The following is a 13405-nucleotide window of genomic DNA, read 5'->3' as shown; positions in this document are numbered from 1 at the left end:
AACACACATGACAGAAATAATAAACCAATGGCCAATTATTGTGGCCTTAATAGCAACCGGGATTTTTGCCGGAATTTTAGCAGGACTTTTTGGCGTAGGCGGCGGTATTGTTATCGTGCCTGTGCTGTACTTTTTGCTGCAAGGCTTTGGCGTAAGCCCTGAGTCGGCCATGATGATAGCCACAGCGACATCGCTTGCCACCATAGTGCCTACGTCTATTTCGTCTATTCGCTCGCACCATGCAAAGGGAAACATTGACCTTGCTTTAATTAAATACTGGGCGCCGTTTATTTTAGTAATGGCCGTTGTAGGCAGCTACTTAGCGCACTCAATACGTGGTAATGCACTGGTACTTATGTTTGCGTGTATTGCTATTTTAGTTAGCCTTAACATGTTATTTAGAGCCGGCGCCCCTGCCCTTGTAAGTAAGTTACCAGGTAAATTTGGCCAAGGCATAATGGCAAGTATTGTTGGTGGCTTATCGGTCATGATAGGCATAGGCGGCGGCACAATTGGCGTGCCCATGCTTAGTGCATTTAACGTACGTGCCCATGTTGCCGTAGGCACTGCAGCCGTATTTGGCTTATTGATTGCGCTACCTGGCGTAATTACCTTATTAAGTATTGGCAAAACGCCAACCGATGCTCCCCTAGGTACGTGGGGGTTAGTTAACCTCCCTGCCTTTTTACTTATTATTCCACTCACTATTTTGTTTGCGCCTATTGGCGTAAAAATTGGTAGCAAGCTGGATCAAAAACAATTAAAACGCGCTTTTGCCGTTGTATTAATGATAACGGGCATTCGCATGCTTATTCAGACAATCGGAGCTTAAAATATGTTTAGCAACACGCAAATTCAAACTTTAAACCCGCCGCAGCGTTTACTCATGGGGCCTGGGCCAATTAACGCAGATCCACGTGTCCTGCGTGCTATGTCGGCGCAGCTAATTGGCCAATACGACCCAGTAATGACCGGTTTTATGAACGAAACCATGGCCCGCTATCGCGAAATATTTAAAACCAAAAACGAATGGACCATGTTAGTTGATGGCACATCGCGCGCAGGAATAGAAGCCGTTTTATGCTCTATTTTACGCCCGGGCGATAAAGTGCTGGTGCCAATTATGGGGCGCTTTGGCCACTTGCTTGTTGAAATAGCCGAGCGCGTAGGCGCAAAGGTACACACCATAGACGTACCCTGGGGCGAAGTATTTACCCCCGAACAAATAGAAAAAGCCATTGTTGATGTAAAACCCAATGTACTTGCCATGGTGCAAGGCGATACTTCAACAACCATGAACCAGCCGCTTGAACACATTGGTGATATTTGCCAAAAGCACGATGTATTATTTTACTGCGATGCCACCGCCTCAATTGTGGGTAACGATTTACCCGCCGATGAGTGGAAACTCGATGCGCTGTCGGTTGGTTTGCAAAAATGTTTAGGTGGCCCGTCTGGCTCTGCCCCTTTAACACTGAGCGATAAATGCGCCGATTGGATCCAAAAACGCAAAAAAGTAGAAGCGGGTATTCGTACCGCGGAGCATACCGACGGCACCGAGCCATTTGTACGCTCAAACTACTTTGATTTAGGCATGATCATGAATTACTGGGGGGAGGAGCGCCTCAACCACCACACCGAAGCCACCAGCATGCTGTATTGCGCATCAGAATGTGCACGCATTGTTATTGAAGAAGGCGTAGATAACTGCGTTGCCCGCCACAAATTACATGGCGATGCCATGCTAACGGGTATTCAAGCACTAGGCTTAAACTTATTTGGCGACATTAGTCATAAAATGAACAACGTAGTGGGTGTGTATATTCCCGAAGGAATTAACGCCGACCATGTACGCGGACAAATGCTAATCGACTTTGGTATTGAAATTGGCACCTCGTTTGGGCCACTGCATGGCAAAATTTGGCGTATTGGCACTATGGGCTACAACGCCCGTAAAGATGCCGTATTACAAACATTGGCAAGCCTAGATGCCTGCCTGCATGCCAACGGCTATAAAGGCCCTAAGGGCGAAGCCGCTATTGCCGCCCTTACCCATTATAAATAAAAAAAGGATTTAGCATGACGATTGCAGGCCCCCTCCATGAGCCATTATTAAACAGCGAGCTGGCTAATAAATTTGCTGCACGCGCCTTAGTGCGTTGTAAAACACTTAGCAGCCTATCGCAAATGCAAGGTGGCATTCACCGTGTGTATTTATCTAAAGAGCACAAAGAGTGTAATAGCGTTACTGCCGAGTGGATGGCTGAGGCAGGCATGCAATCGTGGCAAGACGAAGTCGGCAATTTATGGGGGCGCTTAGTGTCATCTAACCCAAATGCTAAACGTTTAATTATAGGCTCACACCTCGACACCGTACCAAACGCAGGTGCATTTGATGGCATTTTAGGTGTGTTGCTCGGTATTGAAATAGCCGCCCTTGCGCATACACTTAAGCTTGATTTACCGTTTCATTTAGATGTTGTGGGTTTTTGTGATGAAGAAGGCACCCGCTTTGCCACCACATTAATTGGCTCAAAAGCACTGGCGAACGAGTTTGACCCCCAGTGGTTAAATATAGAAGATACAAACGGCATTACTATGCGTCAAGCTATGCTGGACTTTGGCCTAAACCCAGATGATTACGCTAAAGCTGCGCTTAACAAAAACGAATTACTCGGTTATTGGGAAACCCACATAGAGCAAGGCCCCGTGCTTGAATCGGTAAATCAGGCGCTAGGCGTAGTAACCGCTATTGCAGGGGCCAAGCGCGCTATGATCACATTAACAGGTCAAAGCGGCCACGCGGGTACAACTCCAATGAACTTGAGGCAGGATTCACTAGCAGGCTGCGCTGAATTAGTAACCGAAATTGAAAAACTAGCAAACAATGCTAAAAATGGCGAAGTTGCCACCGTAGGTCAAATACAATCGCGCCCAGGCGCAACAAACGTTATTGCCGGTAAAACGACTATAAGCCTAGATGCGCGTGCTCAAAACGATGACGACCTAGCAGTATTACTTAATGCAATACATACTCGCGCGGAGCAAATTGCAACTAGCCGTGATTTAACGCTTGATTGGCAATGGACGCATGCAGCCGGTGCCGTTGCATGCGACACCACTATTCAACATTTGTTTTCAAGCGCATGTAAACTCAACAACCAAGCATCGCCTTCACTTGCCTCTGGTGCAGGGCACGATGCAATGGCAATCGCTCCAATTTGCCCCGTTGGCATGCTATTTATACGCAGCCCTGGCGGCATAAGCCATCACCCAGCAGAAGCTGTTATTGATGAGGATGTAACAAAAGCACTCAGCGTAATGTACAGCGCGCTTGTACTGTATACACAAACGTTAAAAGAATAGTGAAACTAATAAGTAATACAGGGGTTAAAATGTAAGTATTACTCTATTTAACGATTAACCTTGTGAGGTTTTACTCGCATATCTCCAAGATGAGTTACAGCTAAAGCTAAAGCAGTAATAGTAAATACCTGCTTTTTATATTCAATTGTAATATTACTGATGTTTAAACGGCGTATTTACGTCAATTATTTCTCTTTTGCAATTACCAATAGTAATTATGAGCCACTACCGTTTTTGGTGTTTTTAATCCAACGTTAAGTAACATAAAGTGTTATTACAAATAAAAGGTAGAAACTTGATTGCATTAAATAATAAATGGCCGTTTGCGGACAGCCCAAAATACAGATTGATATAGTAAAACCAAGGGCTATAGCTGTAGCAAATAATAAGAGAAAAAGTAAAATACCAAATTTAATATGTATCATGCCATTTGACACTTAAAGAGAATTTAAAGTCAAAATCACCTATTTTTGATACATCAATATAAAGCATAGTTAACATGACAAAGAACAGCTGCGCTTGCTCTCCTTTGCTATTTGTCAAGTTGCGTTCACATCCAACTTTATTTTATAACGTAATTTAATACTAAGTAGAGTCCCTAATAAAACAGCAAGAACATGCAGCAAAGCTGAAATGAAATACACTAAAGGCTCAATTGGTATTTCTAACAATATATATAGCAAAGCACCGACACATAAGTTAATAAACCAATAAACAGTCGCGACTAAACCAGCTTGTTTATAGGGGTTCACTGTTTGCGTATACCCTAGGTAACAATAAACGATAAAAGAGGTTACAGACTCGATGGCGTAATGGGAAAAAGTGTATGATGTACTTTGAATGATCTCATCAAAGCCAACAATCGACGTCACTATTGTTGATAAAGCAACTAGTAATAGATACAAGCCGACTGAAAAGAGTAAAACCCTAGAGTATTTCACGATAATCCTTTAGCAACATAATTAGGCTGTAGATTTGAATGCTAACACTTACGGTAAACGGCACAAAATAGAAGGCTAAAACTGGTGCAAAAGAAACGCAGCCTGCTGTTTTTTGTCCTTTGTTTTACACCCAAACCAGAATCATCTTAATTTACATTCGCTAATTGAAGCAGCTTATTTTCAACCCGCACTCGTCGATGCTCATAAGATCGATCAGTAAAACTAGTCTTGGGCACATAAAAATGCTCGACGAAATCACCATGAAGTAAAGTAATAGTATTTTGTATTACCCAAACTTTCTTCACGCTTTCTAGCAATAATCATAAAGCACTCTGCTTGTTTTCTTTAATAACTGAAACGTAATTTAAAAAAAGAAAAATTCAAGATGGGTGTCTAGTTAATTATTTATTGGCAGCGAGATTTAAATACGAACTTTAATAGATTACTACAGCTGTAAAGCTCAGTGTTGTTAATGTTTCATCTTTTCAAATTCCCCACATTCAATTAAAATTAAATAATAACAATATTAAAATCATAAACATAAAGGTTATATAGTGAACAAAAAAAGAATAACTACATTATTTATAGCTATCGCATTAACAGGCTGTGCATCCTCACCAGAAAATACTGCTCAAGAACTTAATCATATAGAGAATAAACTGGCATCTTACCATAATGGTCTACCAGTATTAAAAGCTTCTGGTATAAAAATTAACTTTAGACGATTTGCATACTCACCAAATATGCTCTTTGATAAAGCTTTTGGAGATATTCGAGTTTCTGGTAATAATATTCATGGATATAAAGATATGTTAAACCTAAAACTATGGGGAATGCTTTACACGAAATGTACAACTACAAAACCTATTGATATTACTACCTTAGAAGAGGCTACTAAGTGTAACATTACAACCAGCAAATTTTCATATGTATCATTATACGATATTGAAGAAGCATTTGATAATTATGAAGAAAATTTTAAAAGTATATATTTCGAATTATCTAAAATTGAGTCTATGCTTATTAAACTAAATAAAGAACAAGTTAAACTCTGGGCTAAAAGTTTTCAAGATACTTTGAAATCAAGGTATACCTTTTCAGAGTTCCCCGCAGTACTAAAAGAATTTTCTGATGCACCAATTCAAGACTATTTAGTACGAGTTAATATAGAAAACGAAAAAGTTATAAAACATAATGCTTTAATAATGAAACAAAAAGAATTAGAAATTGCTCGTAAAGAAGCTTTGAGATTGGAAAGAATCAAAAACGAAAATGCTAAAAATAAATTTTTGAATGCCCAAAAAGCACAACTTAAAGAAATCAATAATCTCAAAAAGCGTTTGTGGGGTCTTCAAGAGTCCCTCTTAAAAACGGCTTCAAATGGTGACCCAATTTGTAGTTACAAAAAAAATAGAATGGGCTTTATTGAAGCAAAATCAGGTGATAATTTAAAAGTCTTATGGAAAGGTGAAGTTCTCTATCATAGTTCTGGGTTCTTCTTTGGTGGCATGCCATTAAAAGCAATGAGTAAAACTAAATTAGGTGAGTATAACTTTGAATATAAAATAATAGATGAATTAACCTGGGTCAAGAAGAAAGAAGTCAGTTCCTGCTCGTTTGATTTATAGTAAATTCCGAATTAGCCATAGTAGAGTCAAGTATTTAAGCTTGGCTTTTTTATGCTCACAGTATCATTTTATTTGGAGAAGAGTAGTACAATTTATGAAAAGCTCTTCAGCCCTTTGAATCATGCGTTCATTAAACGCCATCTATTATTCATGCAATAGTTTGCTCTTTAGTTGCAGTAGCAACTACTGCTGTAAAAATATCAAACGTAGCATTATCTTTTAAATTAAAGATTTAGCGAGGACAAATTAAGGTATTATCATGTGTAAAAACAGATTTCAAAGTAAAGGAAAACAGCTAAGCATTATTCGCTTAGCTTAAACAAAAACATCCTACTTTTCATTCAAATAAAGTTCACGTGGTAAAAGTATGGGTTTTTCTCACGCGCTTTGGGTAGACTAATTGTAGTGAGCACAATAAGCTTTAGCTCGCCATTTACGTTAATGGCAATGCACTCTTGTTTGAGTGCATTGCGTTTTATATCAGCGGCTACACCACACACAACATCGCCATTTTTTAAAATAAGCTCAATACTTAAATGGTGCATACAAGCAATTTCGATGTAATCGTAATGGTTGCAACTGATCATAAGGTTCTCTTTACATTATTTAGCTGGCTTAAGTAGCATTAAAGTAGCAATAACAATTAAGTTGCCTACATACCATAAATCTTTAATTACAAATTGGCCTAGTCGATCTAATAACGCGCCTGAACTCAATGCGCCGGTGGCGGTAATTAAAAATGTTTGGGTCATTAAAAAAACACTTAAACATGCTAAACCACTCACTATAATGAGCTTTTTATTGTTAATTAAAATGCCCGCACCGAGTAACACTGCAAATAATAAATCAAACCCACCAATTACATTTGACGCGCCTTGTACGCTAAATACCGTGTATAACCAAGACATAAACGGTGAGGTTTCCACTAATCCCACAATGGCTTTAGCTTCAAACTCATAAAATTTCATGCCGCCAATCCACAGTAAAACCATAGCAACCGGTATAAAGTTTAAAAGTACGTGTTGTTTGTCGGTGAGCTTATTTTTATAAAACAAAAATAAATACAAAGGGATAACAGCAAAGTATTTAATTATGCCTTGCCCACTGCCAATAATTGGAAAGCCGCCTAACTGTGCCATCCAGCGGTTACTGGCAAATAAGGTAAGTAAAGGCACTATGCTAACAACTAACGCTAAAACCGCTACTGGCAAAGGCTTTAGTAATTTAAAATGTGCAGCGAAAGTGGCGAGTGCCAATGCAATCATAGCGGTGCCTGTGAGCAAACCTAACGTATTTACACTGAGTAAGGTATCAAGTTCATAAAAGCTAAAGGTCGCTGTAAGTGTATTTGGGTTTGCACCTAAAGCAAACGATACACCAAGTAATGCAAAGCTGAGTGTAATTATGAAGGTGAGTGCGTTATTTGTGTGTGTTAGGTTCATTGTGTGCTCATTAAATTTGTCATGCCTAATAAAGACCTTGTTATTTATAAAAAGCATTCAACCTAGCCAATCAAATATTCACACATCTTTAACTTAAAAAGTTATGTAAACGCACTTTTCAAAAGCAAAAAGCTCACAAAAATAAACATATCCTTTTGGTCAGGTTTATGCGTAAAAACTATTAAAACCCTACCTAAAAGCTAACAAATAAATTTAACCACCTTATATAACAAAGAACAAAAATAAAGTAAATTACTGATATAAAAGAAAATAAACAACCCACAACCTTGCTTTTAATGCTTATTAAACTCACTGAGACATAAGAAGCTAACCGATCGGTCAGATATGGCATGCTAACTGCAAAGTATTAATCATAATAAAACTGCTTTTTTCTTACTTGCGCAATAACAATACGAAAAAGCAAACAACAAACCTTATTAAAAACAGGGTGTTAAAAAGCTAAGGGGGTCTGTGTGATTCAGTTTCTATTAAATGACACGCCAATTGAAGAACAAGAATGCTCGCCAAGTCTCACCATTTTGGACTGGCTACGCACCAAAAAAGGGAAAGTGGGCACTAAAGAAGGGTGTGCTACAGGCGATTGTGGCGCGTGCACAATTTTAGTCGGCGAAGAAAAAACAAATGCAAACGGTAACCCAGTTTGGCACTACCAAACCATGAACAGCTGCCTGCTTTTATTGGGCAATGCACACGCAAAACACATAGTAACCGTAGAGGCTGTAACAACGGGGCTTTACCCAACCCTTGATGACTTACACCCAGTACAGCGCGCATTAGTAGAGTGCCATGGTTCGCAATGTGGTTTTTGTACCCCTGGCATAATAATGAGTATGCTGGCGCTTTATATTAATAACCCGAGTTACCCAGGTAAAAAAGCCGCTATTCATGCTTTAGGTGGTAACTTATGCCGTTGTACTGGCTACAGCCCTATTTTACTCGCAGTTGAAAAAACCTACAGCTATGAGCGTAAAAATGAGCCTTACTCAGCCATGGCGGCACAATTTAAGGCATCACTAAATATAGGTGATGATATTCCTTGCTTAAAAAATGGCCCTCGTACGTTTTATTTACCGCAAAGTGCAGCGCAACTTGTTGAGCTTAAAGCGCGTTACCCGCATGCACACTTGGTTGCTGGTGGCACCGACTTTGCCATTGAGCTTAGCCAAAACATGCTATTGCCCGATGTAATAATATCCCTTAGCCAAACCAGTGAGCTGTGCACATTAAGCGATAACAACGGTGAGCTACATATTGGTGCAGCACTACCTTACAGCCAATTTGTTGAAGCGTTTTACACTTACTACCCTGAGTCTAAAGAGCTGTTTGAACGCCTAGGCTCTAATCAAGTACGTAACAGTGGCACCTTAGGCGGCAGCATAGGAAACGCCTCTCCAATTGGCGATCCAGCCCCATTATTAATTGCACTTAATGCCACCTTAGATTTATTAAGCGCAGCAGGCACACGTACCATAAACGTGGCCGACTACTTTGTAGATTACAAAAAAACAGTCATTAAAAGCGATGAAGTCATTAGCAAAATTACCGTACCTAAACGCCCAGAGTCGTTAAAGCTTGCGTGTCATAAAGTTTCAAAACGCTTTGAAGATGACATATCTACTGTGTGTTTAGTACTGGCTATAGAGCAAACGCAAGGCGTAATTAGCAATGCCCGCTGCGCCATGGGCGGTATGGCAGCAATACCCAAACGCGCCGCGCACATAGAGCAAAAGCTTAATGCTCAGCCCTTACAGGTAAGCACGTTTATAGATGCCGCTAGTGCTATAAATGATGACTTTGCTCCCATGAGCGATGTACGCAGCAGCGCACATTACCGCACTACGGTAAGCAAAAACTTGCTACAGCGTATTGGTATTGAGTTTTGTGGTGCACAGCCAAGCAGTAAAAATAATAACAACATTGCCATTACGAGGATCTCACATGCGTCACTTTGAAATGGATAAACTAAAAGCCCAAGGCGGAAGCGTTGGCCAATCTAAGTACCACGAAAGTGCAATAAAACAAGTATGTGGCAATGCAAACTACGCCGACGATAACCCAGAGCCTCATGGCTGCTTACACGCCTACCCTGTACTTGCGCCTATTACCAGCGGCTTTATTAAATCAATCTATACAAGTAAAGCGCTTGAAGTGGCAGGCGTTAAACGTATTTTATCGGCTGATGATGTACCCGGTAAGCTTGATATTGGCCCAGTATTTCCTGGAGATGTGCTATTAACCAATCACGAAATTCAATACCACGGACAACCGGTGCTAGTAGTCGTTGCCGACAGCTACGCCACTGCGCGCCGCGCTGCTCGCTTAGTGGTTATAGAATGCGAGCAAACCACCCCCATACTTGATATTAAAGAAGCGATAAAAAAAGGGCATTGGGTAAGGCCGCCACATTCACTTAACCGCGGAAATAGCGAACAAGCCATAAATAATGCAGCCCACCAACTTAAAGGTGAAATACACATAGGCGGGCAAGAACACTTTTACCTTGAGGGGCAAATAGCACTCGCTCAGCCCGACAACGATGGCGGGATTCATGTTCAATGTTCTACGCAGCACCCAACCGAGGTGCAGCACTTAGTTGCCAAAATTTTAAAAAAGCCATTTAGCTTTGTAAACGTAGAAACCCGCCGTATGGGCGGAGCCTTTGGCGGTAAAGAAACCCAAGGTGCACCGTGGGCTTGCCTTGCAGCGCTTGCGGTTTATCACCTTGGCTGCGCCGTTAAAATGCGCCTAGCCCGCAGCGACGACTTTAAACTTACCGGTAAACGCCACCCATTTTATAATCAATATCATGTAGGGTTTGACCAAAATGGCCTAATTGAAGGCGCTGATGTAACCGTAAATGGGTTTTGTGGTTATTCGCCTGACTTATCCGATGCCATTGTAGACCGCGCCATGTTTCATGCCGATAACGCTTATTACTACCCAGCCGCCACAATTAAAGGGAATCGCTGTAAAGTTAATACTGTAAGCCACACCGCATTCAGAGGATTTGGTGGCCCGCAAGGCATGATCATGGGCGAACTAATAATGGACGATATAGCCGCTAAATTGGGTAAAGATCCGCTTGAGATCCGAAAACTTAATTTATACAAAAAAGGCCGCGACACCACGCCGTACCATCAAACCGTAGAGCAACATATTTTAAAAGATATGATAAGCCAGCTTGAGGAGTCGGGTGATTACTGGGCGCGAAAAAAGGCAATTAAAACCTTTAATGCATCATCGCCCATTATCAAAAAAGGCCTTGCGATGACGCCGGTTAAATACGGTATATCGTTTACCGTACAGCACTTAAACCAGGCGGGTGCACTCGTGCATGTTTATAGCGATGGCTCGATACATTTAAACCATGGCGGCACCGAAATGGGCCAAGGGCTTAATACAAAAATAGCGCAAATTGTAGCGCATGGCTTTGGCGTTGATTTTGACGCAGTAAGCATAAGCGCTACTCGTACCGACAAAGTACCAAACACCTCGCCAACCGCCGCATCAAGTGGGACTGACCTAAACGGCATGGCGGCGCTAAACGCGGTAAACACCATAAAAGAACGCTTAATAAACTTTATAAGCGAGCACTTTGAAGCAGACAGCCAAAGTATTGTATTTAAAGATAACCTCATTACCTTTAGCAAAGGCGAAATTAGCTTTAGCGAACTTGCAAACCTTGCTTATATGAACCGTATATCGCTTTCATCAACCGGTTATTACGCCACGCCTAAAATTCATTACGATAGAGCGAAAGGCGAAGGCCGACCGTTTTTTTACTACGCGCATGGCGTAGCACTGAGTGAAGTAGAAGTAGATACGCTAACAGGCGAAAACACCGTAACCCGCGTAGATATACTGCACGATGTGGGCAGCTCAATTAACCCTGCACTTGATATAGGCCAAATTGAAGGGGCTTTTGTGCAAGGTATGGGCTGGCTTACCACCGAAGACTTACAATGGAACGATAAAGGCCAGCTTGCCAGCTTTGGCCCTGCTAACTATAAAATCCCGGCTATTGGCGATACCCCAGCCGAATTTAACGTCAATTTATATAACTCTGCCAACCCAGAAACCACCGTTTTTAGATCAAAAGCAGTTGGCGAGCCGCCGTTTATGTTGGCCTTCAGTGTGTGGAGCGCTATTCGTAACGCCATAAGCAGTGTGGCCGATTACAAATACACCGCCCCACTTGATACACCTGCCACACCAGAGCGTGTACTTAACGCAATTGAGCAAACCGCTAGCTGGTTTAAGGAGCAGCAACATGGCTAATTTAAATGAGTCGTTTCAGGGTTTTCATACGCAAAATTGGGCGCAAGCTATAAACGAGCATGAGCAGAGCGGCACTAACTATGTTATTGCGACGGTGCTTGGCACCAATGGCTCAACCCCTCGTGGTACAGGCTCTAAAATGGTAATAAGCGGCGAGCATATTTACGACACCCTTGGCGGTGGTCACCTTGAATACGTAGTAATAGAAAAAGCCCGCGAGCTACTTGCTAAAGGCGAGGCAGCCCAAGTGATAGAGCAATTTAACCTAGGCGCAAATTTAGGCCAGTGCTGCGGCGGAGCTGCCACCGTTATGCTTGAGTGCATGCAATGCGAGCGCTTTACCCTCGACATATACGGCGCAGGCCATGTAGCACAGGCGCTTATTGGTATATTGGCACAGCTGCCTATGCGCATACGATGGATAGATAGCCGCGCCGATGTATTCCCGCAGGTTATTCCTAATAACGTAATAAAAGTGGTTGATGAAGAGCCAACGGAGCAAGTAAAACGCGCCCCTAAAACTAATAATTACTTAATATTAACCCATAACCACCAGCTCGATTTTGCACTCACACAAGCCATTATTAAACGCGCTGATGCCAATTGGCTGGGTGTAATTGGCTCAGATACCAAAGCAAAACGCTTTAAACAACGCTTAGCTCATCGCAATTTTACCACCGAGCAAATAAACCAAATGACCTGCCCTGTTGGGCTTGAAAATGTAACGGGCAAGCTCCCTATGGAAGTAGCCATTTCGATTAGCGGGCAGTTAATTGGCCTTTATCAGGCTATGCAAACCCATGTGCCCAAACGCCAAGGCCTGCAATGGCGCGTACTTAAAAATGCATTAATTAGCACCACGCACGAGGAAGAAAGCGCATGAGTAGCTTAAAAATTAACGACCTAAATGCAGCGCAAGCGCATCAAGCATTAGAGCACTGCTGCGCCGCTCCTAACTGGGTACTCGGTATGCTAAATATCATGCCATTTAAAAATAAAGATCACCTCTTTCACAGTGCGCAAAACGTATGGGATAGCCTAAGTGAGAGCGATTATTTGGCCGCTTTTGAAGGCCACCCGCAAATAGGCGATTTATCGACATTAAGTAAAAAGTACGCCGCTACCGCAAAAAAAGCGGGGCATGAACAATCGGGTATGAGCAAAGCAAACGAGCAAACCCTAAAAAAAATGATTGAGCTAAATAAACAGTACCTCAGTAAATTTGGCTTTATTTTTATTGTGTGTGCCAGCGGTAAAAGTGCTGAGCAAATGCTTGAGCTAATAGAGCAGCGCGTACACAACACCCGCGAAAAAGAGCTAACAATTGCCGCGGGCGAACAAGCCAAAATAACAAAAATAAGATTGGAGTCCCTGATATGAATAAAAGTATGAATAAAAGCCCTATCACTACCCATATTCTCGATACCAGTACAGGCAAGCCGGCTGAAAATGTCACAGTAAAATTGTTTGTTCACACTAATAACGAGTGGCAATTAATTGCTCAAGGTAAAACAAACAGCGACGGGCGAATTACCGACTGGCTAAATACAGACGTAGAATTTGCCACCTATAAGCTAGTATTTGATTTAGATAGTTACTATGAAAACCAAGAAACACCTGCGTTTTACCCAGAAGCGCAAATAACCTTTAGATTACAAGATCAAAAACACCATCATATTCCGTTATTGCTTAGCCCATTTGGCTACTCAACGTACAGAGGTAGCTAATA

At 41.7% G+C, this 13405-nt stretch carries 11 protein-coding genes; 9 read left to right on the top strand and 2 right to left on the bottom strand.

Going from position 1 to position 13405, the window contains the following annotated elements; all coding sequences use genetic code 11:
• Positions 1-7 precede the first annotated feature (7 nt).
• The 4 genes from MTF67_RS04180 (at position 8) to MTF67_RS04165 (ending at position 5935) form a co-directional block, all read left to right on the top strand.
• Positions 8-832 carry a sulfite exporter TauE/SafE family protein gene (locus MTF67_RS04180; protein ID WP_248518785.1) on the top strand — a complete coding sequence of 275 codons (825 nt, stop codon included), beginning with the start codon at positions 8-10 and terminating at the stop codon, positions 830-832.
• Between the two features lie 3 nt (positions 833-835).
• Positions 836-2065 (top strand): alanine--glyoxylate aminotransferase family protein, encoded by a 1230-nt coding sequence (locus MTF67_RS04175; RefSeq protein ID WP_248518784.1) that lies wholly within the window; start codon positions 836-838, stop codon positions 2063-2065.
• Between the two features lie 14 nt (positions 2066-2079).
• Complete coding sequence (locus MTF67_RS04170) at positions 2080-3366, top strand: allantoate amidohydrolase (RefSeq protein ID WP_248518783.1); 1287 nt, start codon at positions 2080-2082, stop codon at positions 3364-3366.
• A gap of 1495 nt (positions 3367-4861) precedes the next feature.
• Positions 4862-5935 (top strand): hypothetical protein, encoded by a 1074-nt coding sequence (locus MTF67_RS04165; RefSeq protein WP_248518782.1) that lies wholly within the window; start codon positions 4862-4864, stop codon positions 5933-5935.
• Between the two features lie 341 nt (positions 5936-6276).
• Here the strand turns inward: MTF67_RS04165 and MTF67_RS04160 are convergent, their stop codons facing one another.
• Together MTF67_RS04160 and MTF67_RS04155 are read right to left on the bottom strand one after the other, a co-directional pair.
• The gene (locus MTF67_RS04160; protein ID WP_248518781.1) at positions 6277-6522 is read right to left on the bottom strand and encodes a Rho-binding antiterminator; all 246 of its coding nucleotides are present in this window, start codon (positions 6520-6522) and stop codon (positions 6277-6279) included.
• Positions 6523-6537: 15 nt separating this feature from the next.
• Complete coding sequence (locus tag MTF67_RS04155; RefSeq protein ID WP_248518780.1) at positions 6538-7377, bottom strand: DUF417 family protein; 840 nt, start codon at positions 7375-7377, stop codon at positions 6538-6540.
• Between the two features lie 473 nt (positions 7378-7850).
• On the opposite strand from MTF67_RS04155, the gene xdhA reads away from it, so the two are divergent.
• The 5 genes from xdhA to uraH are packed head-to-tail and all read left to right on the top strand — an operon-like array spanning position 7851 to position 13403.
• Complete coding sequence (gene xdhA / locus MTF67_RS04150) at positions 7851-9350, top strand: xanthine dehydrogenase small subunit (protein WP_248518779.1); 1500 nt, start codon at positions 7851-7853, stop codon at positions 9348-9350.
• Positions 9337-11676, top strand: coding sequence for a xanthine dehydrogenase molybdopterin binding subunit (gene xdhB, locus MTF67_RS04145; protein ID WP_248518778.1), 2340 nt, complete (start codon positions 9337-9339; stop codon positions 11674-11676). Before xdhA ends, xdhB begins: the two co-directional genes overlap by 14 nt.
• Complete coding sequence (gene xdhC / locus MTF67_RS04140) at positions 11669-12559, top strand: xanthine dehydrogenase accessory protein XdhC (RefSeq protein WP_248518777.1); 891 nt, start codon at positions 11669-11671, stop codon at positions 12557-12559. The genes xdhB and xdhC overlap by 8 nt, the downstream gene beginning before the upstream one ends.
• Positions 12556-13056 (top strand): 2-oxo-4-hydroxy-4-carboxy-5-ureidoimidazoline decarboxylase, encoded by a 501-nt coding sequence (gene uraD, locus MTF67_RS04135; RefSeq protein ID WP_248518776.1) that lies wholly within the window; start codon positions 12556-12558, stop codon positions 13054-13056. The genes xdhC and uraD overlap by 4 nt, the downstream gene beginning before the upstream one ends.
• Entirely contained in the window at positions 13053-13403 is a 351-nt protein-coding gene (gene uraH / locus MTF67_RS04130; RefSeq protein ID WP_248518775.1) for a hydroxyisourate hydrolase, read from the top strand. The genes uraD and uraH overlap by 4 nt, the downstream gene beginning before the upstream one ends.
• The last annotated feature ends 2 nt before the right edge of the window (positions 13404-13405 follow it).

Source organism: Pseudoalteromonas sp. 2CM32C (assembly GCF_023161925.1).
Classification (GTDB): Bacteria; Pseudomonadota; Gammaproteobacteria; order Enterobacterales; family Alteromonadaceae; genus Pseudoalteromonas; species Pseudoalteromonas marina.
This window is presented reverse-complemented; position numbering and strand designations above follow the sequence as displayed.